This is a genomic window from Pantoea sp. X-Soil-OKNW-713 (assembly GCF_059730685.1).
The window spans coordinates 4,129,355-4,155,757 of the sequence record NZ_AP035995.1 but is presented as its reverse complement, the minus strand read 5'-3'; the positions used below and the strand labels follow the sequence as shown (position 1 = coordinate 4,155,757).

26 protein-coding genes are annotated in these 26,403 nt (G+C 54.2%); 12 read left to right on the top strand and 14 right to left on the bottom strand.

Features of this window, described 5'->3' with window-relative positions; genetic code table 11:
* Positions 1–217: 217 nt before the first annotated feature.
* Positions 218–1,570: a glutathione-disulfide reductase gene (gorA, locus tag AC6I8R_RS19425; protein WP_415173631.1), complete on the bottom strand. Its 1,353-nt coding sequence runs from the start codon at positions 1,568–1,570 to the stop codon at positions 218–220.
* A gap of 125 nt (positions 1,571–1,695) precedes the next feature.
* Between gorA and rnz the strand changes: the two genes are divergently transcribed.
* The gene (rnz, locus tag AC6I8R_RS19420; protein WP_497832704.1) at positions 1,696–2,607 is read left to right on the top strand and encodes a ribonuclease Z; all 912 of its coding nucleotides are present in this window, start codon (positions 1,696–1,698) and stop codon (positions 2,605–2,607) included.
* Between the two features lie 6 nt (positions 2,608–2,613).
* Here rnz and AC6I8R_RS19415 read toward each other — a convergent pair whose 3' ends face one another.
* Complete coding sequence (locus tag AC6I8R_RS19415) at positions 2,614–3,456, bottom strand: 23S rRNA (adenine(2030)-N(6))-methyltransferase RlmJ (protein WP_021184914.1); 843 nt, start codon at positions 3,454–3,456, stop codon at positions 2,614–2,616.
* 186 nt (positions 3,457–3,642) lie between these two features.
* On the opposite strand from AC6I8R_RS19415, the gene prlC reads away from it, so the two are divergent.
* Both prlC and rsmJ read left to right on the top strand, forming a co-directional pair.
* A complete protein-coding gene (prlC, locus tag AC6I8R_RS19410) occupies positions 3,643–5,685 on the top strand; it encodes an oligopeptidase A (protein ID WP_021184913.1) in 2,043 nt (680 codons plus the stop codon).
* 8 nt (positions 5,686–5,693) lie between these two features.
* The gene (rsmJ, locus tag AC6I8R_RS19405) at positions 5,694–6,443 is read left to right on the top strand and encodes a 16S rRNA (guanine(1516)-N(2))-methyltransferase RsmJ (protein ID WP_208724347.1); all 750 of its coding nucleotides are present in this window, start codon (positions 5,694–5,696) and stop codon (positions 6,441–6,443) included.
* Positions 6,444–6,495: 52 nt separating this feature from the next.
* Here the strand turns inward: rsmJ and uspA are convergent, their stop codons facing one another.
* The gene (gene uspA, locus AC6I8R_RS19400) at positions 6,496–6,930 is read right to left on the bottom strand and encodes a universal stress protein UspA (RefSeq protein ID WP_013510885.1); all 435 of its coding nucleotides are present in this window, start codon (positions 6,928–6,930) and stop codon (positions 6,496–6,498) included.
* Positions 6,931–7,340: 410 nt separating this feature from the next.
* Here uspA and uspB point away from each other — a divergent pair, with 410 nt between their 5' ends.
* A complete protein-coding gene (uspB, locus tag AC6I8R_RS19395; protein WP_036626735.1) occupies positions 7,341–7,676 on the top strand; it encodes a universal stress protein UspB in 336 nt (111 codons plus the stop codon).
* A 45-nt stretch (positions 7,677–7,721) separates the two neighbouring features.
* Here uspB and pitA read toward each other — a convergent pair whose 3' ends face one another.
* Positions 7,722–9,221: an inorganic phosphate transporter PitA gene (gene pitA, locus AC6I8R_RS19390; protein ID WP_021184910.1), complete on the bottom strand. Its 1,500-nt coding sequence runs from the start codon at positions 9,219–9,221 to the stop codon at positions 7,722–7,724.
* Positions 9,222–9,462: 241 nt separating this feature from the next.
* Here pitA and AC6I8R_RS19385 point away from each other — a divergent pair, with 241 nt between their 5' ends.
* Positions 9,463–10,653: a BaiN/RdsA family NAD(P)/FAD-dependent oxidoreductase gene (locus AC6I8R_RS19385; protein ID WP_497832703.1), complete on the top strand. Its 1,191-nt coding sequence runs from the start codon at positions 9,463–9,465 to the stop codon at positions 10,651–10,653.
* Here AC6I8R_RS19385 and AC6I8R_RS19380 read toward each other — a convergent pair whose 3' ends face one another.
* The 7 genes from AC6I8R_RS19380 to AC6I8R_RS19350 form a co-directional block, all read right to left on the bottom strand.
* Positions 10,654–11,484 (bottom strand): hypothetical protein, encoded by an 831-nt coding sequence (locus AC6I8R_RS19380; RefSeq protein ID WP_021184908.1) that lies wholly within the window; start codon positions 11,482–11,484, stop codon positions 10,654–10,656. It abuts the gene before it with no gap.
* A 17-nt stretch (positions 11,485–11,501) separates the two neighbouring features.
* Entirely contained in the window at positions 11,502–11,984 is a 483-nt protein-coding gene (locus AC6I8R_RS19375; protein ID WP_021184907.1) for an Hcp family type VI secretion system effector, read from the bottom strand.
* 45 nt (positions 11,985–12,029) lie between these two features.
* The gene (locus AC6I8R_RS19370; protein ID WP_021184906.1) at positions 12,030–12,512 is read right to left on the bottom strand and encodes an Hcp family type VI secretion system effector; all 483 of its coding nucleotides are present in this window, start codon (positions 12,510–12,512) and stop codon (positions 12,030–12,032) included.
* Between the two features lie 398 nt (positions 12,513–12,910).
* Positions 12,911–14,383, bottom strand: a complete 1,473-nt coding sequence (locus AC6I8R_RS19365) for a TrkH family potassium uptake protein (protein ID WP_415173635.1) — start codon at positions 14,381–14,383, stop codon at positions 12,911–12,913.
* Between the two features lie 97 nt (positions 14,384–14,480).
* Positions 14,481–15,377: a DMT family transporter gene (locus tag AC6I8R_RS19360; RefSeq protein ID WP_415173636.1), complete on the bottom strand. Its 897-nt coding sequence runs from the start codon at positions 15,375–15,377 to the stop codon at positions 14,481–14,483.
* A gap of 90 nt (positions 15,378–15,467) precedes the next feature.
* Positions 15,468–16,865 carry an APC family permease gene (locus AC6I8R_RS19355; RefSeq protein WP_036626733.1) on the bottom strand — a complete coding sequence of 466 codons (1,398 nt, stop codon included), beginning with the start codon at positions 16,863–16,865 and terminating at the stop codon, positions 15,468–15,470.
* Between the two features lie 149 nt (positions 16,866–17,014).
* On the bottom strand, positions 17,015–17,848 hold the full coding sequence (locus AC6I8R_RS19350) for a helix-turn-helix domain-containing protein (protein ID WP_415173638.1): 834 nt from the start codon (positions 17,846–17,848) through the stop codon (positions 17,015–17,017).
* Positions 17,849–18,026: 178 nt separating this feature from the next.
* Between AC6I8R_RS19350 and AC6I8R_RS19345 the strand changes: the two genes are divergently transcribed.
* From AC6I8R_RS19345 to AC6I8R_RS19335, 3 genes are read left to right on the top strand one after another with little or no spacing between them, the layout of a single operon-like run.
* Complete coding sequence (locus AC6I8R_RS19345; RefSeq protein WP_415173639.1) at positions 18,027–19,166, top strand: ornithine cyclodeaminase family protein; 1,140 nt, start codon at positions 18,027–18,029, stop codon at positions 19,164–19,166.
* 14 nt (positions 19,167–19,180) lie between these two features.
* On the top strand, positions 19,181–19,603 hold the full coding sequence (locus AC6I8R_RS19340; protein WP_021184902.1) for a RidA family protein: 423 nt from the start codon (positions 19,181–19,183) through the stop codon (positions 19,601–19,603).
* Between the two features lie 20 nt (positions 19,604–19,623).
* Positions 19,624–20,916: an NAD(P)/FAD-dependent oxidoreductase gene (locus AC6I8R_RS19335; protein WP_497832702.1), complete on the top strand. Its 1,293-nt coding sequence runs from the start codon at positions 19,624–19,626 to the stop codon at positions 20,914–20,916.
* Positions 20,917–20,977: 61 nt separating this feature from the next.
* On the opposite strand, the gene AC6I8R_RS19330 is transcribed toward AC6I8R_RS19335, so the two are convergent.
* Entirely contained in the window at positions 20,978–21,253 is a 276-nt protein-coding gene (locus AC6I8R_RS19330; RefSeq protein WP_208724341.1) for a metal/formaldehyde-sensitive transcriptional repressor, read from the bottom strand.
* Between the two features lie 94 nt (positions 21,254–21,347).
* Here AC6I8R_RS19330 and AC6I8R_RS19325 point away from each other — a divergent pair, with 94 nt between their 5' ends.
* The 3 genes from AC6I8R_RS19325 (at position 21,348) to AC6I8R_RS19315 (ending at position 23,231) form a co-directional block, all read left to right on the top strand.
* Positions 21,348–22,424 (top strand): nickel/cobalt efflux transporter, encoded by a 1,077-nt coding sequence (locus AC6I8R_RS19325; protein ID WP_497832701.1) that lies wholly within the window; start codon positions 21,348–21,350, stop codon positions 22,422–22,424.
* A 60-nt stretch (positions 22,425–22,484) separates the two neighbouring features.
* Positions 22,485–22,835 (top strand): hypothetical protein, encoded by a 351-nt coding sequence (locus AC6I8R_RS19320; RefSeq protein ID WP_021184898.1) that lies wholly within the window; start codon positions 22,485–22,487, stop codon positions 22,833–22,835.
* A 123-nt stretch (positions 22,836–22,958) separates the two neighbouring features.
* Entirely contained in the window at positions 22,959–23,231 is a 273-nt protein-coding gene (locus AC6I8R_RS19315) for a YdgH/BhsA/McbA family protein (protein WP_021184897.1), read from the top strand.
* A 74-nt stretch (positions 23,232–23,305) separates the two neighbouring features.
* Here the strand turns inward: AC6I8R_RS19315 and AC6I8R_RS19310 are convergent, their stop codons facing one another.
* On the bottom strand, positions 23,306–23,800 hold the full coding sequence (locus AC6I8R_RS19310) for a helix-turn-helix domain-containing protein (RefSeq protein WP_497832700.1): 495 nt from the start codon (positions 23,798–23,800) through the stop codon (positions 23,306–23,308).
* Between the two features lie 328 nt (positions 23,801–24,128).
* Between AC6I8R_RS19310 and AC6I8R_RS19305 the strand changes: the two genes are divergently transcribed.
* Complete coding sequence (locus AC6I8R_RS19305) at positions 24,129–25,136, top strand: alpha/beta fold hydrolase (protein ID WP_208724338.1); 1,008 nt, start codon at positions 24,129–24,131, stop codon at positions 25,134–25,136.
* A 67-nt stretch (positions 25,137–25,203) separates the two neighbouring features.
* On the opposite strand, the gene AC6I8R_RS19300 is transcribed toward AC6I8R_RS19305, so the two are convergent.
* Positions 25,204–26,187, bottom strand: a complete 984-nt coding sequence (locus tag AC6I8R_RS19300; protein WP_497831835.1) for an IS110 family RNA-guided transposase — start codon at positions 26,185–26,187, stop codon at positions 25,204–25,206.
* Positions 26,188–26,403 lie beyond the last annotated feature (216 nt).

Genomic DNA, 26,403 nt, shown 5'->3' with positions numbered 1-26,403 from the left:
TTGCTACTTAATCCCCGCTGCGCAAAATAAATATTCACGCCAGCCTCCCTCTGCCAAATAATTCACCAAAAAAACAGCCACGCGATAAATGCGTTAGCGTCTGCAAAGGGAGAAATGTTATCCCGGCGAGCGAGGATTGAGTAGTAAAGAAACAGAGTTTTTGTCTGGAAGGGAAAGGGAGGAAAGCCAGCATGCAGTAACATGCTGGCCGGGTTAGTTAGCGCATCGTCACAAACTCTTCCGCTGCGGTCGGGTGGATCGCCACGGTGTTGTCGAAGTCTTTTTTGGTGGCACCCATTTTCAGCGCCACTGCAAAGCCTTGCAGCATCTCATCCATGCCAAAACCGATACCGTGGATACCGACGATTTTCTCTTCCGGTCCTACGCAGACCAGCTTCATCCGGCATGGCTGACGGTGTTGGGTGACGGCGGTGTACATGGCGGTGAAGGCCGATTTGTACACTTTCACCTGATCATCGCCGTACTGCTCACGCGCCTGGGGTTCGGTCAGACCGACAGTGCCAATCGGCGGGTGGCTGAACACCACGGTGGGGATATTGTTGTAATCCAGATGTTCGTCCGGCTTGTTGTTGAACAGACGCTCAGACAAGCGACGGCCTGCTGCTACCGCTACCGGCGTCAGCTCCACCGCACCAGTGTTGTCGCCCACTGCGTAAATGCCCGGCACGCTGGTGTTCTGGAACTTATCCACCTTGATATAACCTTTCTCATCCAGCGCCACGCCAGTGACGGCCAGATTGAAGTTATCGTTGGCTGGCTCACGGCCAATCGCCCATACCAGGCAATCTACGGTTTGCTCCTGACCGTTTTCCAGTTGCAGCGTCAGGCTGCCGTCAGCGTTTTTGATCACCGCTTGCGGGATGGAATCGGTATGCAATGACGGGCCTTCAGCCTGCATCACTTCAACCAGCGTATCGGTGATCAGCGGATCAAAGCTGCGCAGCGGCGCGTGCTTACGCACAAACAGGTGGGTTTCCGCGCCCAGCGCGTTGACCACCCCTGCCAGCTCCACGGCGATATAACCGGCTCCGACGACCGCCACACGTTTTGGCAGCGCATCCAGCTCAAAGAAGCCGTCGGAGTCGATGCCGTATTCTGCTCCCGGCACGTTGGGATGGCCTGGACGGCCACCAGTGGCGATCAGGATATGATCAGCGGTAATGGTTTCGCCGTTCACCTCCACGGTGTGCGCATCAACAAAACGGGCGAAGCCTTTGATTACTTCCACCTTATTCTTGCCCAGCACGTTGTCGTATGAGGTGTGGATACGATCGATATAGGCGCTGCGATTTTTCACCAGGGTTGACCAGTCGAAGCGGTTAACCGTGGTGTCGAAGCCGTAATCCGGGCCATACAGGTGAATAGCTTCGGCAATCTGCGCCGCGTGCCACATCACTTTTTTTGGTACGCAACCTACGTTGACACAGGTGCCGCCCAGCTCTTTGGCTTCAATCAGGGCGCATTTCTGGCCGTACATCGCTGCACGGTTAATGGAGGCGATTCCGCCGCTGCCGCCGCCAATGGCAAGGTAGTCAAAATGTCTGGTCATCAGATGTGTCCATTTGCAGGAAGAAAAATTGGGTTAGAGTGTAACGCTGACAGGGGAAAGGGCGCAAAGATTGCACCTATGATTGTGATAGGGTTGGATCAAAACCCATTACAGGGAAGCACCGTATGCAACTGACATTTCTTGGCACCGGCGCAGGCGCGCCAAGCCTGCAACGTAACGTCACCGCCATTGCGTTGACCTTATCCAAACGGGGTGACACCTGGTTGTTCGATTGTGGTGAGGCGACGCAGCATCAATACATGCGTTCGGCGCTGAAACCGAGCAAGCTGGAAAAAATCTTTATTACCCATCTGCACGGCGACCATATTTTTGGTCTGCCCGGATTGCTCACCAGTCGCTCGATGGCGGGCTTAAAAGAACCACTGACCATCTATGGTCCGTCAGGTATCCGTCAATTCATCGAGACGGCGCTGAGCCTGAGCGGCTCCTATACCAGCTTTCCGCTGGAAATCGTGGAAATCGCCGCCGGGCTGGTGTTTGACGACGGTGATTTCCGTGTCACCGCCTGGCCGATGAACCATATTGTGGAGTGCTACGGCTACCGCATCGAACAGCATGATACCCCCGGTTTTCTTGATGCACCGCGCCTGAAAGCGGAAGGGGTGCCGCGTGGGCCGTGGTATCAGCAACTGAAGCAGGGCGAGCGTGTCCGGTTGGAGGATGGGCGCGAAATTAATGGCGCTGAATATCTGGGGCCGTCCACCAAAGGCAAGGTGGTGGCGATTTTTGGCGATACCGGGCCGACTGAGGTGGCGTTGCAACTGGCGGCTGATGCCGATGTGATGGTGCACGAAACCACGCTGGAGGCGGCGCTGGCGGAGAAGGCCAACAGTCGCGGCCATTCCACCACGGTACAAACGGCAGAAGTGGCAAAACAGGCCGGGGCTAAGCGGTTAATCGCCACCCATTTCAGCTCGCGTTATTTGTCACAGGACCGGGAGAGATTGCTGGCGGAGTGCCAGTCCATCTTTGCGGCGACGGAGCTGGCACATGATTTTGCGGTGTTCGAGATTTAGGGCGCCTTACTCCGGCACAATCCACTCAATACGGGTATGACCGGTGCCTGCTGGCACCAGTTTCTGATGCAGCCACGGCAGCAGTTCTTTCATCTGCTGCTCCAGCTTCCACGGTGGGTTAATCACAATCATCCCCGAAGCGGTCATGCCACGCTGGTCGCTGTCCGGGCGGACGGCCAGCTCAATCTGCAAAATGTTGCGAATGCCGGTGGCTTGCAGATCTTTGGTCATATGTTTGATCTGCTGACGTAGCACCACCGGATACCACAACGCGTAGATACCGGTACTGAAACGCTTATAACCTTCCTGAATGCCTTTCACCACGTCCTGATAATCGCTTTTCAGCTCATACGGCGGGTCGATCAGGATCAGGCCACGGCGCGTTGGCGGTGGCAGCTTGGCTTTCAACTGCTGATAACCATCGGCACGCTCGACACGCGCACGGCTGTCTTTGCTGAATTCATTGCGCAGCAGCGGATAATCACTGGAATGCAGCTCGGTGAGTTGCAGTTTATCGTCCTGGCGCAGCAGATGGCGGGCAATCAGCGGTGAACCCGGATAGTAGCGCAGGGTGCCGTTAGGGTTCAGGTTACGGATCGCTGAGAAGTAAGGCTTCAGCAGTTCCGGCGCATCCGGCTGCTGCCAGATACGCGCGATGCCTTCCAGATATTCACCGGTACGCTCGGCGTGCTCACCGCTCAGCTGGTAACGTCCGGCACCGGCGTGGGTATCCAGATAGAGGAAAGGCTTCTCCTTCTCCATCAGGGCGGTCAGGATCAGGCTCTCAACGGTGTGTTTGAGCACGTCGGCATGGTTGCCGGCATGAAAACTGTGGCGATAACTCAGCATAAAAAAGAGGGGTCCGCGGTTGGATCAAAGAATTCACTACATCGTATGTGGCGGGATTATAGCCGCGCTGGATAAAAATTGCTGACGTTTCGGGGCAGCATTGATTTTCCGCTAATCAGGCCGCATGTTAGTAAGATTGCGTTGCGCGACCGATCGCGCCCCATACTCCATAAAAGGACTGCGCTTATGACCAATCCGTTACTTACGCCTTTTACCCTTCCGCCTTTTTCTGCCATCAAACCTGAGCACGTTGTTCCTGCGGTAACCGCCGCACTGGACGACTGCCGTGCGGCGGTGGAGCGCGTAGTGGCACAGGGCGCGCCTTATAGCTGGGATAACCTGGTACAACCGCTGGCAGAAGTGGATGATCGCCTCGGGCGTATTTTTTCGCCGGTCAGCCATCTGAACTCGGTAAAAAACAGCCCGGAACTGCGTGAGGCTTATGAGCAGACGCTGCCGCTGCTGTCCGAATACAGCACCTGGGTTGGTCAGCATGAAGGACTGTACCAGGCGTATCGTGACCTGAAGCAGGGTGACAACTATGCGGCGCTGGATATCGCCCAGAAGAAAGCGGTGGATAACAGCCTGCGTGATTTCGAGTTATCGGGTATCGGACTCGATAAAGAAAAACAGAAACGCTATGGCGAGATTGCCGCGCGTCTGTCTGAGCTGGGTTCGACCTACAGCAACAACGTCCTCGATGCCACTCAGGGCTGGAACAAACTGATCACCGATGAAGCGGAGCTGTCCGGTATGCCGGAAAGCGCGCTGGCGGCAGCCAAAGCGATGGCGGAAGCCAAAGAGCAGGAAGGCTGGTTGCTGACGCTGGATATCCCGAGCTATCTGCCGGTGATGACCTACTGCGACAACGCGGCGTTGCGTGAAGAGATGTATCGCGCCTACTCAACCCGTGCGTCTGATCAAGGCCCGAACGCCGGTAAATGGGATAACGGCCCGGTGATGGCGGAAGAACTGGCGCTGCGCCACGAACTGGCCCAGTTGCTCGGCTTTGATTCCTTCGCGGATAAATCGCTGGCGACCAAAATGGCGGAAAGCCCGTCTCAGGTGATCGATTTCCTCACTGACCTTGCTAAACGCGCCCGCCCCCAGGGTGAGAAGGAGCTGGCCCAACTGCGCGCCTTCGCCAAAAAAGAGTTCGGCGTTGACGAGATGAATCCGTGGGATCTGACTTACTACGGTGAAAAGCAGAAGCAGCATCTCTACACCATCAGCGATGAGCAACTGCGTCCCTATTTCCCGGAAGCGCGTGCGGTGAATGGCCTGTTTGAAGTGGTGAAACGTATCTACGGCATCAGCGCGCAAGAGCGTAAAGATGTCGACGTTTACCACCCGGATGTGCGTTTCTTCGACCTGTTTGATGAAACCGGCGAACTGCGCGGTAGCTTCTACCTCGACCTCTACGCCCGTGAGCATAAACGCGGCGGAGCCTGGATGGACGACTGTGTCGGCCAGATGCGCAAAGCCGATGGCAGCCTGCAAAAGCCGGTGGCTTACCTCACCTGTAACTTCAACCGTCCGGTGCAGGGCAAGCCTGCGTTGTTCACCCATGATGAAGTGACCACGCTGTTCCACGAGTTTGGTCATGGTCTGCATCATATGCTGACACGTATCGAAACCCCTGGCGTGTCCGGTATCAGCGGTGTGCCGTGGGATGCGGTTGAACTGCCGAGCCAGTTTATGGAGAACTGGTGCTGGGAACCGGACGCGCTGGCGTTTATCTCCGGTCACTATGAAACCGGCGAACCGTTGCCGAAGGAACTGCTGGATAAAATGCTGGCAGCGAAAAACTACCAGGCGGCGCTGTTTATCCTGCGTCAGCTGGAGTTCGGCCTGTTCGATTTCCGTCTGCACACCGAGTTTAACCCGCAGCAGGGCGCGCAAATCCTCGAAACCCTGCGTGAAGTGAAGAAGCAGGTGGCGGTGGTGCCCAGCCCGGAATGGGGCCGTTTCCCGCACGCCTTCAGCCATGTGTTTGCGGGTGGCTATGCCGCAGGTTACTACAGCTACCTGTGGGCCGACGTGCTGGCTGCCGATGCCTACTCTCGCTTTGAAGAAGAGGGTATCTTTAACCGTGAAACCGGCCAGTCGTTCCTCGACAACATCCTGACGCGTGGCGGTTCTGAGGAGCCAATGGAGCTGTTTAAACGCTTCCGTGGACGTGAACCGCAGCTCGATGCGATGCTGGAACATTACGGGATTCAGGGATAAGCCTGCTTGTGAAAATCGGTTTAATTGATGAAACAGGCGCCGGAGACGGCGCCTTATTACATTTGGCCCAGCGCTGGGGACTGGAGCAGGATGAGCAGTCGCCACTGGCGCTGGTGCTGACTGCCAGCCATCTTGAGCTGCGTAAACGCGACGAGCCAAAGCTGGGCGGCATTTTTGTTGATTTCGTCTCTGGCGCGATGGCGCACCGGCGCCGTTTTGGCGGTGGGCGCGGCGAGGCGGTGGCAAAAGCGGTGGGTATCAAGGGTGATTATCTGCCAGATGTGGTCGATGCCACGGCCGGATTAGGACGCGATGCCTTTGTGCTGGCCGCGCTGGGCTGCCGGGTGCGCATGCTGGAACGTCATCCGGTGGTGGCGGCGTTGCTGGAGGATGGTTTACGCCGGGGTTATGACGATGCGGAAATCGGCGGCTGGCTGCGCGAGCGATTAACGCTGCTGCATGTTGTCAGCCAGCAGGCGCTGAGTGAAATCACGCCCGCGCCAGATGTGGTGTATCTCGACCCGATGTATCCTCACCGGCAAAAAAGCGCGATGGTGAAAAAGGAGATGCGGGTATTCCAGTCTCTGGTGGGCGCGGATGAGGATGCTGATGCGCTGCTGGAACCGGCGCGGCGTCTGGCGAAAAAACGTATTGTGGTGAAGCGCCCGGATTACGCCCCGCCGTTAGCGGGTGTGGTGACACAGTCAGCGGTGGTGACCAAAAGCCATCGTTTTGATATCTATCCGCCGCTAAGCTGATATTTGCACCTATCCGCTACAAAAAAACAGGCCGGTTTCCCGGCCTGATTTGTTATTCGTCGTCATCGCGCAACGGCACAATCAACATATCAATATGCACCGTATTAATGAGCTGGCGCGCTGAGGACATCAGCTTGCTCCAGAAGTCCTGATGGTGGCCACATACCACCAAATCCACATCATATTTTCTAATCGCATCCACCAGCACCTGACCGAGGTCACCGCTACCGCTCAGGGTTTCACTGATGGGGTATCCGGCGTTGGTCGAAAGTTCTTTCAGTGCGGTATGCGTCTCTTCAGAGATGCGTTTCTGCATATCACCCAAATTGACGTCAATCAGCCCGGTGTAGAGGTCTGAATAATTCACATCAACGTGGATTAATGAGATTTTCGCATCATAAGGACGTGCCAGTGAGACGGCTTTTTCAACCAGTAACTGGCTTTCAGGGGAAAGGTCTACTGCAATCAGGATGTGTTTATAAGCCATGATATAACTCCTTTCACAAGATTCTGGGGGCAACCCGAATTCCTGCCACGTCACGGCTGGCGAAATCCTTTGCGCATAACGGCGATAAGCGCCACCCATCGAGATTTATGCTTTGCAGGCGGTTTGTTGTTATACCTCGAGTATAGCCAGAGTTGTTAACAAATGCTGCACGGTGCTGCGCCGCTGTGAGGAAGATCAAGGGTTATCGCTTTTTTCGCTCGCGGTGAACGAAAATCATCGCTGGAAAAATTTTTACCAAATCTCCTACACTGAAAATGACGGTCATACATCTCCTGATGACTTACCGCCGGACTCGCAAAAAAACAACGCAATTCGATTCATTCAGTGGAAGGCTTTCTCGTGGAGCGTTTACAGCGTTGCGTCTCCACGTCTCCAGCCGGGAGGGGATCATGATTAGCACTATCGCGCTTTTTTGGGCTCTTTGTGTAGTTTGTCTGGTGAATATGGCGCGCTACTTCTCTTCTCTGCGCTCGTTATTGGCGGTGCTACGTGGTTGCGATCCGCTGTTATATCAATATGTGGATGGTGCCGGCTTCTTTACGTCGCACGGTCAGCCCAGCAAACAGGTGCGCCTGGTGCGCTATATCTGGGAGAAGCGCTATCGTGACCATCACGACGAAGAGTTTATTCGTCGCTGTGAACGGGTACGCGGGCAATTTATTTTGACCAGCGGGCTGTGTGGGCTGGTGGTTGTCAGCCTGATCGCGATGGCGGTCTGGCAATAAAAAAAGGGCGACATTGCTGTCGCCCTTCGGTGTCTGAAGCGGTGATTACACCAGCTTCAGCGCAATCCAATACAAGGAACCGGACAACAGAATACACACCGGCAGGGTAAACACCCACGCCATCGCGATATTCTTGATGGTACGGCTTTGCAAACCGCCACCATCAACCAACATGGTCCCGGCGACTGACGACGACAGAATGTGCGTGGTGGAAACCGGCATCCCGGTGTAGCTGGCAATGCCAATTGACACCGCTGCCGTCACCTGCGCTGACATACCCTGCGCGTAGGTCATGCCTTTCTTACCAATCTTCTCACCGATAGTGGTCGCCACACGACGCCAGCCAATCATGGTGCCGACGCCAAGCGCCAGGGCTACGGCCATGATGATCCACACCGGCGCATACTCAACGGTTCCCAACAGATCGCTTTTAAGCTTGTTCAGGAAACGCTGGTCGTCAGCGCTGGTTTCCGGCAGCTTCGCCGCTTTATCGGCGGTATCGGAGATACACAGCAGCAGACGACGCATCTGGCTGCGCTGGTCTGGTGTCAGGTCACTGTAGCTTTGCAGATTGTTCAGTAAGCCCTGAGCTCGCTGAATCGCTGGCAGCGCACGGGCGCTATCGCAGTGGAATTCATGCGGGCCATTGATGGACTCTTCTGGCGCAGGCACCGCAGGCGGCACCATCTGCACGATGTGCGTCAGGGTTTCGCTGTGCTGCTGGTAGTACTGCTCCAGATGGTTGACGGCATCACGGGTACGGGTGATGTCATAACCGGAGGCATTCATGTTGACCACGAAACCCGCAGGCGCGACACCAATCAGCACCAACATGATCAGGCCAATGCCTTTCTGACCATCGTTCGCACCGTGTGAATAGCTTACGCCAATGGCGGAAACAATCAGGGCGATACGCGTCCAGAATGGCGGCTTTTTCTTGCCGTCGATTTTCTCGCGATCGGCTGGCGTCATATGAATACGCGAGCGTTTCTTGGTGCTGCTCCAGTAGCGGCGCAGCAGGAAAATCAGGCTACCGGCAATCACCAGACCGACAATCGGCGACAGGATCAGGGAAAGGAAGATATTCAGAACTTTTGGCAGGTTGAGCGCATCAACCACCGACGTTCCGGTCATCAGAGCATTGGTCAGACCGATACCAATAATGGCACCAATCAGGGTATGGGAGCTGGACGCCGGCAGGCCAAGATACCAGGTGCCGAGGTTCCAGATAATCGCAGCCAGCAGCATGGAGAACACCATAGCCAGGCCGTGAGCTGAACCAACATTTAATAGCAGATCGGTGGGGAGCATATGAACAATGGCATAGGCCACGCTCAAACCGCCCAGCAAAACACCGAAAAAGTTGAAAACACCTGCCATCACAACCGCCAGCTGCGCCCGCATCGCACGGGTGTAGATAACTGTCGCGACCGCGTTGGCTGTGTCGTGGAAACCGTTGATTGCTTCGTAAAACAATACAAACAGCAGGGCAAGAACCAATAACAGGCCGGTACTCAGGTCAAGACCAGCAAACAGATGTAGCATAAACGTTACGCCATTTTGGAGGACATGAACGCGGCGCATTATCCGCGACAACGTGCTGTATGGGAAAGGGAAATATAGTCTTTTTTTGTCTTAATGTTGCCAGTCACACGCCTAAACAAGGGAAAAATGCCGAAATATGAGTCATTTACAATATGACATATTTACGGCATTTTTTTGACACTGGCGTCAAAGAGGACAGATCACTACAATCAGCGCCTTTCGGGTGAAGTGAGAAAAAGCAGTGGAAAAATTTGACGTTATCATTGTTGGCGCGGGTGCTGCGGGCATGTTCTGTGCTGCACAGGCCGGACAGCGTGGCCTGCGTGTGCTGCTGCTTGATAACGGCAAAAAAGCGGGCCGCAAAATTCTGATGTCGGGCGGCGGGCGCTGCAACTTCACCAATATGTACACCGAGCCTGCGGCCTACCTCTCCCATAACCCGCACTTTTGTAAATCTGCGCTGGCGCGCTATACCCAGTGGGACTTTATCGATCTGGTCAATCGTCACGGCATCGCGTATCACGAAAAAACGCTGGGCCAGTTGTTCTGCGATGATTCGGCGCAGCAAATCGTGGATATGCTGCTGGCCGAGTGTGAAGCCGGACAGGTGACGCTCCGGTTGCGCAGCGAAGTGCTGAGCGTGCAGCGTGACGACGCAGGCTACACCCTGCAACTGAACGGCATGACGGTGCAGGCAGAGAAGTTGGTGATCGCCAGCGGTGGTTTATCGATGCCGGGGCTGGGTGCTTCACCGTTCGGTTATAAAGTGGCGGAGCAGTTTGGTTTGCAGGTGTTCCCGACGCGCGCTGCGCTGGTGCCTTTTACTCTGCATAAACCGCTGCTGGAGCAATTGAACACCTTATCCGGCGTGGCTTTACCCACTACCATCACTGCGCAGGATGGCACCTTATTTAAAGAGGCTTTGCTGTTCACCCATCGCGGTTTATCTGGCCCGGCGGTGTTGCAAATCTCCAGCTACTGGCAGCCCGGCGAGTTCGTGACGGTGGATTTATCTCCGGCAACGCCGCTGGATGGGTTTATTAATATCCAGCGCGACGCCCATCCGAACCTCAGCCTGAAAAACAGCCTGGCGAAAATTTTGCCGAAGCGCCTGGTGGAAGTGTTGCAGACGCTGAACCAGATCCCTGACGTCACCCTGAAGCAGCTTAACAGCAAGCAGCAGGGCGAACTGGTGCAAACCCTGCATCAGTGGCGGGTACAGCCAAACGGCACCGAAGGCTACCGCACGGCTGAAGTGACGCTGGGCGGCGTGGATACCACCCTGTTATCGTCAAAAACCATGGAAGCACGCGATGTGCCCGGATTGTATTTTATCGGCGAAGTAGTGGATGTGACCGGCTGGCTGGGTGGCTATAACTTCCAGTGGGCGTGGAGTTCCGCCTGGGCGTGCGCGCAGGCGTTGTCATCCTGATTACGGCAACTTGAGATTGATCAGGTAATCATACTGAATACGTGAAATATCCAGCGGGGCCCCGCCTTCAAAATAGACCTTCATAAACTCGGCAGGTCGGCCAACAATATCAACGCGCTGATAGGCTGAGCTGATAAATCGGGTCAGTATCTGCTGAATTGCCGCGGCCTGATCGCCCGGAAGTGCATTTTTACCGGTGACATTTTGTTCAAAAGTCAGGGGAGGGCTGTCTTCATCAGGTTTGTACTGTACGCGTTTGACATAGACATCATTGCGGAATTCAGAAAATGCATTGTGGGTGGTATTGAACATATCGGCGAGATTTTTGATATGTGACGCCATCTGATTCACCGCCACGACTTTCTGGGTCACAAAACGTGTTCCCCACGCGGAGGCGGCGGTGACGCCGAACTGTACGGCATTCCTGCCAATGATGCTGCCCACACTGGAACCTAATCCCGCCCATAGCCCGGCACCAAGAAATATCGCGGTTCCCCCCAACGCACTTTTGGCGGCATTATCCACATGCTGGACGCGCACACCGGCGACCCGGTTATCCAGATGGTTAATCCTCCCCAGTGGCAACTGCCCTGACTCGACATCGCCGGAAGCCAGGCGGCGGTTATTCTCGTCTTTGTAATCTTTCAGGGTATAAGCAATCTGACTGGTTTCCGATTTAGCCAGTCTGAAGACTTCATCCGTGGATAACGAACGGACGAGAATCAAAGCTTCGTCCAGAATTTCAGTGGTCAGATAGTTTGCTGACACACGATTATTTAATTCGGGTTGTGATGTCAGTGCTAATATTTCATGTGATTTCGGAAATGCCATAACGCCCCCGAGCGTGGTTAGACTTCTTTGTTTTGTTTGATATCCCAACCCATCTGCACTGACGCGCCTTTATTCCCCTGCGAAGTCTGTTCCCAATATTCCATCGCCACCTTACTGGCCTGAAATGCGTATTCCATACCCAGGGTTGACCCATGCGCTACGCCGATATAATCGGTTTGTGTTACCAACACATCTTCCAGCGTAATAAGGGTATATTCGACTTCCTGACCACCGGCTTTGCAGACTGACAGTTGAACTTTGGCAATATGTTTGCCGCTGGAGCAATATTTCAGTAACGCCGGGGTACCTTTATCAACCAGCGCCTGAACAGTAAGGTCACGATAATTCACTTTACCTGCGCCACCACCACCACCCACCGCCATATTACCGGGTTGCTTTGCACCCCAGCTAAATGAATACACATCGATCCAGTTCTTGTGATTCGCATTTTGCGATTCACCATTGATGCCATCCACTTTTAAAAAAATATCTATCGCCATTGTGTTTACCATCGCCTTGTCGTGATATCAGGGTGTCATGCGTGTTTAGCTTTCTTTGTTTTGCTTAATGTCCCAGCTCACTTTGCTTTCGGCACCTTTGGTACCACTCTCGCCCTGTTCCCAATAGCTCATGGAGACTTTGGCCGCCTGGAAGGCGTAATCCACCACGATGGTGTCGCTCTGACCCACGCCGTTGAAATCGGTTTGCGTAACCAGTACATCTTCCAGGGTGATTTTCGAATACTCCACTTGGTTGCCACCGGCTTTACAAACTGACAGCTCGACTTTGTCGACATGCTTACCGCTGGAGCAGAACTTCAAAATCGCCGGGGTGGATTTATCAATCAACGCCTTGATATTCAGATCACGGTAAGCCACTTTGCCAGCACCGCCGCCGCCGCCAACTGACATATTTCCCGGCTGTGCAGCCCCCCAGGTAAAGGAGAGTACATCGGTCCATCCTTTGTGATTGCTGTCCTGCGACTCACCTGTTGTTCCGTCAACCTTCAAGTAAATATCAATAGCCATGTTTTGTTTCCTGATTGTGTTTTAAGGGAAAGATAGAAGTACTTACCCGTATGGAGATACAAAAATACTAATGAATTAGTGGCCAGTGGTGACTATCACCACCGATGCTTATAAGCACGCAAAAAAAAAGTGATACCACGCAGCACCAGAGGGTGGCTGCGTACACTCCTGAAAATCGAGAGATAAATTCAGGCGGCAACCCGTTGCCACCGCGCAAAAGGTCAGCTTTACCTTGAAGTTTCTGGCACTAAAAAATCTCAGCGCATTGACGATTTAATGCGCTGATACATTAGTAAGTTTTAACACACATTTATGTCAATAAATTAACAAGAGCGAGGCGGTTGATTGGGATGATTCTGAATCTGCGCCCCTGTGGGTGAGAAGGTGGCAGGATGAACTCACGCCCGCCAAAAAAAACGGGAACAAAGAATTAACAGCGGATAAATCTCCAGTCGCCCCATGATCATCGCCAGACACATCAGATATTTTGCAACCGGATTGAGTGTGCCAAAGGTTGAGGCGGTTTCACCAAAGCCTAAACCCATATTATTGATGCACGCCGCAACTGTGGCGTAAGCCGTCATCAGGTCATATCCCATAAGGTTTAGCGCCCAAATGAAGAGGGCAGAGAACAAGGTATAGAGAAAGAAGAAACTCCACACGGATTGTAAAACGCGATCGTTCACCACACTATTGCCAACTTTGATACTGAGCAGCGCGCGTGGATGAGCCAGTTGATGGACTTCATGGCGGCTTTGGCGAAATAACACCAGGAAGCGTAGCGCTTTAATCCCTCCGCATGTTGATCCAACACAGCCGCCAAAAAAACTGGCGGTGAGCAACAGAATGATGGTGTGGGACGGCCACTGTGCGTAGTCCCCTGTGGCCAGCCCATTGTCTGTCATCATCGAGCTGGCAAGGAAAAAGCCATGCACCATGCTTTCTGGCAAGGAGTACATCCCTGCATGCCATAACTGACCAATGGTAATCAGGATAACGATGGCCGCAATCAACAGGAAAAAGCGTAATTCTGGGTTGTGCCTGAAGGGAGCGAGGGTACGTCGGGTGAACATTACATACCACAAAGTAAAATTGAGGGCGGAGAGCAGGGAGAAAACACCGGCGACAATCTCGACTGCATCGTTATGGTAGAAACCAATGCTTTCACTTTTCGTGGAAAATCCGCCCAGTGATACCGTCGACAGACCATGGCAAAGCGCATCGAAAAAAGACATTCCAGCTAATTTATACGCCAGAGTGCAAGAAAGTCCGAGCAGCATATAAGTCAGCCACAAACTACGTGAGGTATCTGCTAATCGGGGGGTTAACCGTTCTTCTTTAAATGGCCCCGGCATTTCCGATTGGTATAACTTCATGCCACCAATACCCAGTAATGGCAATACTGCTACCGCCACGACGATAACCCCTAAACCGCCAATAAAGTTAAGCTGGGCGCGGTAATACATCATCGATGTGGGTAAGGAACTGACATCACCAATCACGGTCGCGCCCGTTGTTGTGATTCCCGATACCCCTTCGAAAAGCGCATCGGCGAAAGGAAGATGTACTGAATCGTCCAGCCAAAACGGCAATGAACTGATAAGAGAAAATAGCAGCCAAAACAGCACAATCACTACAAAACCGTCACGCGTTCTAAGCTGGATACCGGCACGTCTTGTCACCCACCAAAGCCCCCCACCCAGGGTGAAGAAGGTTAAAAAGGTGGTGAGGAAAACAAAATAAGTGCGTTCTTTTTGGAACAGCGCGACTGTCATTGGTAGCAGCATGGAAAAGCTGTAGAGCAGCACCAGAAAACTGCAAAGGTGCAGCACCACGCGGGCATGCGAAATGGAAGGTAAAAAACGTTGCAAGACAGACTCCCGATGCAGGCCTGATCAATAAAACAGATGTCATTGCAAAATGAGGTTTTATTTTGTCAGCCTGTCAGGTTTAGCGCAAAAGCTGTGATTATTCCATTGCCAGCGTTCGACGCTGTCTGTGTTCGCACCAAAGTGAATAGAGGCCACCTAAAGCCACTAATCCAGCACCAATTAAAGTCGGTTGTGTGGGTAAAGAACCGGACAAGAGAAAACCGATCAACACTGACCAGAGCAGGGTGGTGTAATCGAAGGGGGCAAGCAGTGAAGCATCGGCAAAGCGCAGGCTGAGGGTCAATAATATCTGGGTAATGCCGCCAAATAAGCCACAGCCGATCAGCAGCAGCCAGGCGTTACCTTGCGGAATTTTCCAGCCTGTCACTAGTGTCACCAGTGACGTTAAGGCGGTCATCACCGCAAACCAGAAGGCGATAGCACCGGGCTTTTCTGTTTGATTGAGCGCCCGGATTTGCACCGATGCGCCAGCCGTACAGAGCGCGGCAAGTAAGGCCAGCATAATCCCGGCCGTGGCGCCGAAACTGAAATGCGCACCGCTAAACGTCAGTTGTCCTGCCATCATCACCAGAATGCCGGAAAATCCTGCCACCACGGCGACCCAACGATGAAAACGTACGTTTTCGCGCAACACCGCGGCTGCCAGTAACACGGTAAACAGCGGCGCGGCATAATTCAGGGCAGTGGCATCCGTTAGCGAAATATACAGCAGCGAGAGATAACTCAGATACATGGCGGTAGAACCCGCCAGTCCACGCACAAAATGGCCGCGTACATTGTGGGTCTGAATGCCCTGGAGCACGCCACCTTGCAACTTAAGCCAGCATAATAGGGGAATAAGTGCGACGACCGAGCGAAAGAAAATCACTTCTCCTACCGGGATGGTGCCATCAAGACCTTTAACGCATGCCAGCATCAGGGTTGAACTGAGTGCTGCCATAATTTTCATTGAAATCCCGGTGCCCGCGCTCATAAGGTGAGAAAACCGCCCAAAAAGTAATTTCCTCACCTTACCCTATGCTGTTAAGCATCCGGCGCTGAAATTCGCCACCAGAAAGGCAGATTATTTTTTTATCACCGCCACTTTCATTCCACGCTTCAATGACATGCCGTAACCCGCCAGCGCACAGGCGGCGATAAACCACGGGATCATCTTCACCACGCTGGAATCGCTGCCGCTCAGGGATTGCAGATTGTTCACCACCAGAATGATGGTGAGGGTCATACAAATAATCGACAGCAGCGGTGCCCAGAACACCTGAAACCGGCTGTCATCCGTTACGACGCGACGGAAAAACAGCACCACCGCCGCTGACACGCCCAATTGCAGAATCAGGATACACAGGGTAGCGACCGCCGAACCGATGGCAAAGATGTGCACCATCGGGTCCAGCCCGGCGCTGCCCATCCCCGCCAGTAACAGCAACAGAATCACGCTATGCAGATGGCTGGCGTTATGTGGCGTACCGTTGGTGGGATGGGTTTTGCACAGCTCTTTCCAGATCAGACCATCACGGCTGATGCTAAACAGATAGCGGGAGATATTGTTGTGAAACGCCAGGGTGGCGGCGAACAGGCTGGTGATCAATAACACCGACATGGTATCCACCGCCCACTGGCCGACATACTGACGGGTGATGTTGAAGACAAAATTGCCGGGATCTTTGCTGGCGATGGCCACAATTTCATCGAAGCCATAGGCCTGCACCAGCGACCAACTGGTAAAGCAGAAAAAGGCGGTGATGAGCAGCAGGGCGCAAATGGTGGCGCGTGGCACGGTTTTCTGTGGATCGCGGCACTCTTCGGCATAGATCGCCGTTGATTCAAAACCGATAAAGGCGGCGATGGTAAAGATAAAGGCGATACCGAGGTTGCCTTGCATAAACACGGACGGCTCAAACGACTGGAAGGTGTAAGGACCGGCTTTTTTCACCAGCAGCATCACATCGGTCAGCAGCACGATCGCGACCTCGGCCAGCATCAGCACGCCCAGTAACTTACCGCCCACCTCAACCCGTTTGATGCCCAGCACCCAGGCAATCACCGCAAACAACATACTCAGCGCCCACCAGGGAATATGGGTGCTGAGATGTTCTTCAAGGAACAGCTGGGTAAAGAAGCCGAGCATGGCGACAATCGCGATTTGGATGGAGAAGTAGGCCATTAACGCCAGTACCGATGCCGATGCGCCCCAGTTTTCCCCCAGACCTTTGGAGATATAGGTGTAGAAGGCTCCGGCGTTATTGACGTGGCGACTCATGGCGATAAAGCCCACCGCGAACAGCATCAAAATGACGCACGACAGGATGTAAAACACCGGAATGCCACCGCCATTGCCGGAAATAATCGCCACCGGCAGGCCACCGACCACGCCAGTCAGCGGCGACGCCGCCGCCACCACAAAAAAGACCAGAGAAAACAAGCCCAACGTATTTTTGCGTAAACCGGTATCGTTGTTCATCGCCAGCGCCTCTATGGAGAGAGTGAAATTTCTCAGGCGATCTGCGTCGCCTGAAGCAGGTAACTTCGCTGCATCATTTCTCAGCGATGACGATGACGGATAGAAAAAATCGGACAGAGCAACGGTGCAGAGTTGCACCGTTTTAGTGCTCAGTGATAGCGCAGGCGATGGAACAACGCGTCGTGGGCAATCCGGCGTTGATAGTCGCAGGGCGTGGTGCTGACGAACTTCTTAAATTCACGCAGGAAGTGGGACTGGTCGCTGAACCCGAGGTTAAACGCCAGATCGCTAAAGGAAATATTACCCTGTGCATGGATGCTGGTTAGCGCCGACTGGCAGCGCAGAATGCGGCTGAAGGCTTTGGGCGACAAACCGGTATCCTGGCGGAACTGCCGCTGAATGGTGCGGCAGGTATAACCGGTCAGGGCTTCCAGTTGATCGACGCGAATATTGCCCTTTTGCTGGCGCATCGCGTGGATGATAAAGGCGGTTACCGATGAGGCTTTGCGCACCAGCCGTGGCGTGAAGTGGGCGTTAAATAACGAAATTTGCTGTGAAAAGCTGTGGCTTTGCACAATTTGTTCAAACGCCAGTCGGGCATCAGGTACCACATCAAGAAAGCTGAATTCATGGTCGGGGATCTCCTCTGCCATCACATCAAGAAAATCGGGGATAACGCCTGGCGCGAACCGCACGCCGAAATAATGATGGTTGTGCAGCATGTCGGCGCCGCGCGCTTCCAGCGTGGTGCCGCACACGCGCCCTTTCGGGTTGAGCGGATCGCAATCAAACACGATATCGACGCAGCCATCGGGAATCGCCAGCGTCATGCCTGCCGATTGCGCGACATCAAAGCTGTAAAAGTGTGAAATCGCCGGGTTTTCTGAGGCGATCACGGAGTAATGTTGCGCGGCATTCAGCACGAAAAACGGCTGTTCCGGGTGAAAGCTGCCGCCATGACGATAAAGGGAATTCTCAGACATCGCGCGCTCCGCTACAGGCTGAACAGGGATAGCGGGATCATGCAAGCGCTGTGCCACGCGGATGTCGCAAATATTCAATACAGCCCGAATCCAGTCACGTATTCCTAAAGGCATCCACCTGCACGCCAGACGCACTGCGCTGGCGGGAATACGAACGAAGACTGAAGAGGGGTTAGCCATGACAGATTCAACCCGGATTGATTTTATCTACCTGTCGGAGCAGGACATGATCCGCGCAGGCGTCACCGACATGCCCGCCTGTGTCGATACCATGGAGGAGATGTTTGGCCTGCTGTATCAAGGCGACTACCGCATGGCCGGGGCCAATAACGATTCGCACGGCGCGATGGTGACCTTCCCGGAAAACTCACCCTTTCCCACGATGCCGAAGCCCACGGCTGACCGACGTTTAATGGCGATGCCCGCCTATCTCGGCGGCAGCTTCTGTACCGCCGGGGTGAAATGGTATGGCTCGAATATCGCCAACCGCGAAAAAGGACTGCCGCGCTCGATTCTGATGTTCACCCTTAACGATGCGGATACCGGCGCACCGCTGGCACATATGTCAGCGAACCTGTTGTCGGCCTATCGTACCGGCGCAGTACCCGGCGTGGGCGCGCGCCATCTGGCACGCAAGGATTCCCGCGTAATTGGCCTGCTGGGGCCCGGCGTGATGGGTAAAACCGCCGTCGCCGCGTTTATCGCGGTGTGCCCGCTGATCGACACCATCAAAGTGAAGGGGCGTGGGCAGCGCAGCCTCGATAACTTCCTCACCTGGGTACAGGAGACGTATCCGCAAATCAAACATATTGAAATCGTCGATACCCTCGAAGCGGTGGTGCGTGACTCCGACATCGTGACTTATTGCAGCTCCGGGGAAGTGGGTGACCCGGACAGCTATCCACTGGTCAAACGCGAGTGGGTAAAGCCAGGGGCGTTTCTTGCCATGCCTGCGCTGTGCAACATCGACGCCGGGATGGAGCAACCTGACGTGCGCAAAGTGCTGGATAACACCGGCCTGTATCAGGCGTGGTTCGAGGAGGTGCCGAAACCCGCCCATAAAACCATCCCGGTTATTGGCGTGCGTTTTATGGACATGATCGCCGAGGGCAAGCTGGCGGCGGAGCAACTGGAAGATATCGGCAAAATCGTTGCCGGTGATGCACCTGGCCGCCAAAACGATGAAGAGATCATCATCATGTCCGTCGGTGGTATGCCGGTGGAAGACGTTGCCTGGGGCACGGTGGTGTATCGCAACGCGATCGCAAAAGGCATCGGCGTGAAATTAAACCTGTGGGAAACCCCGGTACTCAGCTAACCAAGGAAACCAGCATGACGCAGATTATTAAAGTAAAAACCGGTTCAAAATTTGAAGAGATGGGCAGTTATTCACGCATTGTCGCGGTGGATAACTGGATTTATGTCTCCAACACCGCAGGCCGCAACCCGGTCAGCAAGGAGATTCCGGCCGATGTCACGGAGCAAACCTTGCAGGTGTTTGCCAATATCGAAGCGGCGCTGGCGGCGATTGATGCCTCGCTCAAGGATGTGGTGTTCTCGCGGGTGTTTATTCAGGAACCGGACGATGTGCCGACGGTAATGGCCATCATCGGCGAGAAGTTTCGTGGCATCAACCCGGCCACCACCGTGACTTGCCCGCCGCTGGGTTCCACGGTTTACAAGGTGGAGCTGGAGGTTACGGCATACCGTGGGGCCGGTCAGGCCGCAGTACAGGAAATCACCGTGGCGCTGTAAGGCATCACAGGAGGCGCGTTATGTCACCGCAAATTACCCCCGTTACCACCTCTGCCGCTTTCCCCTCCGCCACCACGGTGGTGATTATTGGCGGCGGCATTGTCGGTTTAACCGCCGCGCTAACGCTGGCGGAGCGCAACATCCCGGTGGTGGTGCTGGAAAAAGGCCGCATCGCGGGCGAGCAGTCATCGCGTAATCTGGGCTGGATTCGTAAAACCAGCCGAGCTGCCGATGATATTCCACTGGCGCAGGCCGCCGATCGTCTGTGGGCGGGCATGGCGGCGCGAGTTGGCAGCGATGTGGGATATCGTCAGGCGGGCATTATGTTTATCGCCCGCAATGAAGCCCAGATGGCGCTGCATGAAAGCTGGTTTAAGGCGGTAGCGCCGCTGGCGCTGGATACGCAATTGCTGAGCAAAGCGGATATTGCACAACGGGTGCCGGGAGGGCAGGGCCATTGGGCGGGGGGGATTTTCACCGCCTCCGATGGTCGGGCAGAACCGACGCTCGCCGCCAGCGCGATTGCGAAAGCGGCTATCGCGCGCGGGGCGATCATTGTTGAGCAGTGCGCGGTGCGCACGCTGGAAACCAGCGACGGCAAGGTTAGCGGGGTGATTACCGAACGTGGCGAAATTCGCTGTGACCAGGTGCTGCTGGCGGCGGGAGCCTGGTCGCGGCGTTTCCTTGGCAACCAGGGTATTGCGCTGCCGACGCTGCCATTAATCTGTTCGGTGATGCGCACCAAACCGATGGAGGGACCAACCCATATCGCCGTGGGTGCGCCGGATTTCTCGTTCCGCAAACACCAGGATGGTGGATTTGTTATTACTCAGCGTGGCGCGTTGGATGCGCCGCTGACCCTCGACCATCTGCTGCTGGGGACGCGCTATTTACCCCAATTGCGTCATGCGCGGGACAATCTGCGTATCTCGCTTGGCCGCTATTTTGTTAAAGACCTGGCGCTGGCTCGACGCTGGCGTGGCGATCGACGTTCGCCGTTCGAACGTGTTCGTACGCTCGATCCGGCGGCTAACCCGGCGCTCAATCAGGAGGCGATGCGCAACCTGCGTGCGGCCTGGCCGGTGTTTGAGCAAGCCGAGCTGGCGCAGGCCTGGGCCGGGGTGATTGATGTGACGCCCGATTCGAACCCGGTCATCGGCCCGGTTGCCAGCCTGCCGGGCCTGACGCTGGCGACCGGGTTTTCCGGCCACGGTTTCGGTACGTCACCGGCTGCCGGGCAATTGGCGGCCGATCTGGTCTCCGGTCATACGCCGTTGATCGACCCCGCGCCGTATCGGTTTGAGCGATTTTGAGGAAAAAGGCGCGATAAATCGCGCCGCTACGTAATCCACACCTATTTATCGCGCGATGTCGTTACTTCATATAACTGCGCACCACCGCAATAATCTGTTCCATATCGGCGTTGCGCTCTTGCTCGCTGGCGTGTGGGTTCATCAGGTGCTCGCGAATATGCCCTTCCAGCAACTCACTCATTAATCCGTTAATCGCCCCCCGCACCGCTGCAACCTGCTGCAACACCTTCAGACACTCTTCCCCACCCACCAGCGCTTTTTCCAGTGATTCGGTCTGGCCTTTGATGCGGCGTACGCGCGCCAGCAATTTCTTTTGGTCTTTCAGGGTATGAGACATGGCGTGACATCCGTTGATCAATACTATAGTGGGGTATAGTATATTTGCAGTGTCAGACAATTGCATCTTCTGCACCGTGACAATGAGAGAAAATATGACTGATTTTGCCGCCCTGATCAGCCAGGGCACCTCCAGCGCCTGGCTGTTTATCCCCAGTGCAATTTTGCTGGGGGCATTACACGGCCTGGAGCCGGGACATTCAAAAACCATGATGGCGGCGTTTATCGTGGCGATTCGCGGCACGGTTAAACAGGCAGTGATGCTTGGGCTGGCAGCGACGCTGTCGCATACGCTGATAGTCTGGCTGATCGCGTTGGGTGGCATGTATGTCAGCCGCAAGCTGACAGCCGATACTGCCGAACCCTGGTTCCAACTGATCTCCGCCATTATCATTCTGGCAACCGCGCTTTGGATGATTTGGCGTACCTGGCAAAGCGAGCAGCAGCGCAAGCAACATCAGCACGAGCAGCGGGCAGATGCGCAGGTGATTGATACCGGGCACGGCCATATTGAACTGGCGCTGCATCAGGGCCACTGGCAACTGCGTACTCTGGATGGTGCGGCATGGCAGGCCAGCCAGGTTAGCATCGCGACCCGGCGCGGAATGGGGTTCTCGCAAATCTTTACCTTCGCCGCACAGGACGGTGTGCTGCAATCGACACTGGCGGTGCCACAACCGCATACCTTCAATGCGCGTCTGTCACTCGGTCATGCTGGTCATTCCCATGATTACGATGTGGCATGGCAGCAGGGGGAGGTTCAGCGCGCACCTGGCGAGCATGATGGCAGTTTTCAGGATGCGCATGAGCGTGCCCATGCCAGCGATATCAAAAAGCGTTTTGCCAGCCGTGAAGTGACCAACGGGCAGATTATCCTGTTTGGTTTAACCGGTGGCCTGATCCCCTGTCCGGCGGCCATCACGGTACTGTTGTTGTGCATTCAGGTGAAAGCCTTCAGTCTTGGCGCTGCGCTGGTGCTGTGCTTCAGCATTGGCCTGGCACTGACGCTGGTAGGGGTGGGGGCTGCTGCCGCGTTAAGCGTACAAAAAGCCACCCAGCGCTGGCAGGGGTTGGATACGCTGGCACGCCGTGCGCCCTGGTTCTCCGGCACCCTGATCGCGCTGGTGGCACTTTATATGGGTTATCACGGGCTAAGTGGCATCCTGCACTAAACCGCAACGCTGCGAATCTGTTAACATCGCGGCGTTTTTTTCCATTTGGTTATTTTCCCCATGTTAAAACTGAAATTTATCCTGCCGTTGCTGATCATCATCAGTGCTTTGGTCTGGTGGTTTACGCCGCATTACAGTGACGAGGACAAGGCGTATTACATCGCCATGTTTTGTACCTTAACCCATGATGGGCGCAGTAATTCGGTGCAGGATATGCAGCAGATTATTGAAGGCAGTAATTCAGACTATGCGCTGCAAAAAATTCACTTCCAGCGCGGTCTCGGTGAGCATCTGCAAATGGTGTGGCAAGGCTTGTCGCCTGAACTGCAACAGCAAGCCCATCAGGACCGTACCCAATGCCGCCGTTTGATGTCGGAAAAATTATTACCGGGTCAGGAATTACAGGGCTAAACAGTTTGGCGCGATAAATCGTTTAGCTACGAATAATAAGTGCTCAAAAAGATCAATGTCGGGTGGCGATTAATTGGACAATAGCCATAGAAAATTACCACGACAATTGAAGAGGACGAGCTGATGAAAAAATATATTCTGTCTGCGTTGCTGCTTGGTGCGAGCGTACCGGTTATGGCCGCCAATAATATTTCTGCGCAGGAAGCGGAACACTTTAAACTTGAGTCGCTGGGAAATATTAGCGTGTCCGATACTGGTGGTGCCATTAGTTCGCCGATGGATCTGCATCAACGTCTGTCAGAGATGGCCGATGAGAAAGGCGGGAAATATTATGTAGTCGAGGCTGCACGCCAACACGGAAATAATTTTGACGCGGTAGCCCAGGTCTACAAATAATGTGAAAAGCCCCGAAAGGGGCTTTTTTTTGGCTGAAAGACTCGATAAAAAAAGCGCGATTATCGCGCTTTGTCTCATTGCATTACACAGTCAATACGGCGCACCGGAAACTGGCTCGACCGTATCGGTGGTGGCAGAATCTCTGGCATCTTTTTGCTGTTGGCGACAGATTCCAGGCGACACAAGACGCAAGGATCTTCACATTCTGTCAGTTGCTGTTGCCGTTCGCCGCTTAATTGTTTTTTACGACATGCAAGCGGGGTACAACCCATCATTTGTTTAAATGAACGGGTAAAAGATTGCTGGCTTTCAAAATGGTATTTTACGGCCAGGCTGATAATCGTTGCTTCGCTGTTTTTCAGCTCGACAACGCTGGCGGCCAGTTTCTTTTTGCGGATAAAACGTGCCAGAGTTTCATTATGGCAACGGGCGAAAAGTTTCTGCAAATACCATTTTGAATAACCAGATTTTTGCGCAATATCATCAATGCTCAAACGCTGATCTAAGTTTTCAACAATCCATTCAGTTACGGCGAGAATGACACCTTCATTGTATTTTCTCTCTTGCATATAGCACCTCCAGGTCAGTGCGCACAGTGTAATTTAACTTATCTTTCCGTGTGCCTTGTTACGTAAAGTTTTATCAGGAAGTTGAGGTTTATTTTTCTGCTATCAGACTATTCTCGCAACTCGTGAGATTTGACCGTTATATGTTGTTTATTTGTTGAGGGAATATCCTGATTTAACCCTAATTAGTTAACGTAAATCCCATAACCTGATTTTTTGCGCCACATTGGTTGCCATACATCAGGGAAATTTACTGATGGCACAGCCCATCAATACAGCGATACGCGTAACATGCCACACTCGATCTTTTGATCTGACAGGAGATGTCCTGATGGCGTTACGTTTTCCCGTGAAGTTATTGATCTCTTCGCTGATGCTGATGAGCAGCGCATCAGCGCTTGCCGCCAACGTCTATGGAGAACAACTGGAAGGATTCCAGTACCCTTATCCGTTGCAGCACTTTAACTTCGCCTCCCAGCAGCAGACGCTCAGCATGGGGTATATGGATGTGCAGCCCGCGCAGCATGCCAATGGGCAGACGGTGGTGCTGATGCACGGCAAAAACTTCTGTGGTGCGACCTGGGAAGACACCATCAAGGCACTGAGCCAGCAGGGCTATCGCGTGGTGGCACCGGACCAGATTGGTTTCTGTAGTTCCAGCAAACCCGCGAACTATCAATACACCTTCCAGCAACTGGCGCAGAACACTCATCAGTTATTGCAGCAACTGGGCGTCGATAAGGCGGTGATTGTCGGCCACTCGACCGGCGGCATGCTGGCTACGCGCTATGCGCTGATGTATCCACAGCAGACGCAAAAACTGGTACTGGTGAACCCGATTGGTCTGGAAGACTGGAAAGCCAAAGGCGCGCCCTGGCGTTCGGTGGATCAGTGGTATCAACGCGAGTTGAAGCTCAACGCCGCCGGTATCAAAAAGTATGAGCAGCAAACCTATTACGTCGGCCAGTGGAAGCCGGAATATGACAAATGGGTGGATATGTTGGCCGGGTTAAACAGCGGTCCGGGGCATAAAAAGGTCGCCTGGAACTCAGCGCTGATCTACGACATGATTTTTACCCAGCCGGTGTACTACGAATTTAAAGATTTGAAAGTGCCGACCACCCTGATGATCGGCACCTCCGACACCACCGCCATCGGTAGCGATATCGCACCGCCCGCGGTGAAAGCGCAGTTGGGGCATTACAATGTGCTGGGTAAACAGGTGGCGAAACTGATCCCTGGCGCGCGCCTGATTGAATTCCCCGGTATGGGGCATGCGCCGCAGATGGAAGAACCACAGAAGTTTAATCAGACGTTGATTGACGACCTGGCGCGGTAAGGTCAACACCGCGCGATGAATCGCGCCGCTACCGATTTCACCTATTCCGTAGCTACCGTCTTGAACGTCAAGCGGTAGCTGCGTAATTTTCATCCCACTTCATCCGCGTTTTCAGCACCCCGAAGCACTGATGAACCAGCTTGCGCATCACCGCTCCAAGCGCAGCCTTGCTGGCTTTGCCCTTCGCGATTAGCCTCTGGTACAGCGCCTTCGCCGGGGCATTCCACCTGATCGCTACAATCGCCGCCATATACAGTTTCGCCCTTACGTCTGCCGGGCCTGTTTTTGACATCCGTGCACGCCCCCTGACTGAGCTACCGGACGTTTTTTCCACCGGTACCACACCCAGCCACGCAGCGACCTGTGAAGCACTCCGGAACGGACACGAGCGCAGCACCGACAGCATTGTCGTGCCCACCACGCTGCCTATTCCTTTTATCGATTCCAGCAGCTCACGGTCTTCCTTCAGACCCGGATGATTATCTGTGTGGTCTGAGATGAGCGCTTCAATACGCTTCAGCTCGTCCCTGTGGGCTTTCAGGGTTCTCTCCAGCGAGTCAATGATTTCAGGCGCTGTGCGGGTTGAATGGGCCTTTTCCAGTCGGTTCTCCGCCCGCTGGACATCAGCCTGAAGTGAGTCCCGCAGACGCACCAGCTCCCGAAGTTTACGGACCTCCGGGGAGGGGGGCACCCAGGCATCAGGCTGTTTCAGCTCGCCATAACGGGCCAGGATGTAAGCATCAACGGAGTCGTTTTTAGTCAGGATAGCCATTCCACGGGCGAACTCCCTGACCCGCTGAGGATTGCTGATGCAGACTGTGACGGGGGTATTTTCATGAAGACCAAAGGCGACGTTTTCGTGATAAATGCCGGTCGCTTCGAGCACCACCATCACCTGTTCAGGATGGCATTTTTGCCTGATTAACCAGTCATTTATCTCCCGGTCGGCGTCGGGATGATTTTTGAGGGTTTTGGTTTTCTTTTTCCCGTTGCCGGGCAACAGGCAGAGGTCGAGTTTGTTTTTACTGACATCAATACCGAGATAAATCATAAGACAGCTCCCTTTCACATGAACCATCACGCCATCTTGCCTTGTACATACGAAGTCAGAGCTTCTGGTTACCGTTCAGAGTAGATGCTGGCGTGAAAGGAGAAACGGAGGGCTTTAAGCTACGACACAAGATCGAGTCTTAAGCGGCGCGACAAGCTGCCTCCGTTTCGTGTAACGGGTAGCTAACCAGTTACAACTTCAAGATACAAGCGGCGC

Bases quoted from the DNA above. Each gene is read 5' to 3' on its own strand.
- gorA (WP_415173631.1), bottom strand. From the start codon at position 1,570: ATGACCAGACATTTTGACTACCTTGCCATTGGCGGCGGCAGCGGCGGA.
- rnz (WP_497832704.1), top strand. From the start codon at position 1,696: ATGCAACTGACATTTCTTGGCACCGGCGCAGGCGCGCCAAGCCTGCAA.
- AC6I8R_RS19415 (WP_021184914.1), bottom strand. From the start codon at position 3,456: ATGCTGAGTTATCGCCACAGTTTTCATGCCGGCAACCATGCCGACGTG.
- prlC (WP_021184913.1), top strand. From the start codon at position 3,643: ATGACCAATCCGTTACTTACGCCTTTTACCCTTCCGCCTTTTTCTGCC.
- uspA (WP_013510885.1), bottom strand. From the start codon at position 6,930: ATGGCTTATAAACACATCCTGATTGCAGTAGACCTTTCCCCTGAAAGC.
- uspB (WP_036626735.1), top strand. From the start codon at position 7,341: ATGATTAGCACTATCGCGCTTTTTTGGGCTCTTTGTGTAGTTTGTCTG.
- pitA (WP_021184910.1), bottom strand. From the start codon at position 9,221: ATGCTACATCTGTTTGCTGGTCTTGACCTGAGTACCGGCCTGTTATTG.
- AC6I8R_RS19380 (WP_021184908.1), bottom strand. From the start codon at position 11,484: ATGGCATTTCCGAAATCACATGAAATATTAGCACTGACATCACAACCC.
- AC6I8R_RS19375 (WP_021184907.1), bottom strand. From the start codon at position 11,984: ATGGCGATAGATATTTTTTTAAAAGTGGATGGCATCAATGGTGAATCG.
- AC6I8R_RS19370 (WP_021184906.1), bottom strand. From the start codon at position 12,512: ATGGCTATTGATATTTACTTGAAGGTTGACGGAACAACAGGTGAGTCG.
- AC6I8R_RS19360 (WP_415173636.1), bottom strand. From the start codon at position 15,377: ATGAGCGCGGGCACCGGGATTTCAATGAAAATTATGGCAGCACTCAGT.
- AC6I8R_RS19355 (WP_036626733.1), bottom strand. From the start codon at position 16,865: ATGAACAACGATACCGGTTTACGCAAAAATACGTTGGGCTTGTTTTCT.
- AC6I8R_RS19350 (WP_415173638.1), bottom strand. From the start codon at position 17,848: ATGTCTGAGAATTCCCTTTATCGTCATGGCGGCAGCTTTCACCCGGAA.
- AC6I8R_RS19345 (WP_415173639.1), top strand. From the start codon at position 18,027: ATGACAGATTCAACCCGGATTGATTTTATCTACCTGTCGGAGCAGGAC.
- AC6I8R_RS19340 (WP_021184902.1), top strand. From the start codon at position 19,181: ATGACGCAGATTATTAAAGTAAAAACCGGTTCAAAATTTGAAGAGATG.
- AC6I8R_RS19335 (WP_497832702.1), top strand. From the start codon at position 19,624: ATGTCACCGCAAATTACCCCCGTTACCACCTCTGCCGCTTTCCCCTCC.
- AC6I8R_RS19330 (WP_208724341.1), bottom strand. From the start codon at position 21,253: ATGTCTCATACCCTGAAAGACCAAAAGAAATTGCTGGCGCGCGTACGC.
- AC6I8R_RS19325 (WP_497832701.1), top strand. From the start codon at position 21,348: ATGACTGATTTTGCCGCCCTGATCAGCCAGGGCACCTCCAGCGCCTGG.
- AC6I8R_RS19320 (WP_021184898.1), top strand. From the start codon at position 22,485: ATGTTAAAACTGAAATTTATCCTGCCGTTGCTGATCATCATCAGTGCT.
- AC6I8R_RS19315 (WP_021184897.1), top strand. From the start codon at position 22,959: ATGAAAAAATATATTCTGTCTGCGTTGCTGCTTGGTGCGAGCGTACCG.
- AC6I8R_RS19310 (WP_497832700.1), bottom strand. From the start codon at position 23,800: ATGCAAGAGAGAAAATACAATGAAGGTGTCATTCTCGCCGTAACTGAA.
- AC6I8R_RS19305 (WP_208724338.1), top strand. From the start codon at position 24,129: ATGGCGTTACGTTTTCCCGTGAAGTTATTGATCTCTTCGCTGATGCTG.
- AC6I8R_RS19300 (WP_497831835.1), bottom strand. From the start codon at position 26,187: ATGATTTATCTCGGTATTGATGTCAGTAAAAACAAACTCGACCTCTGC.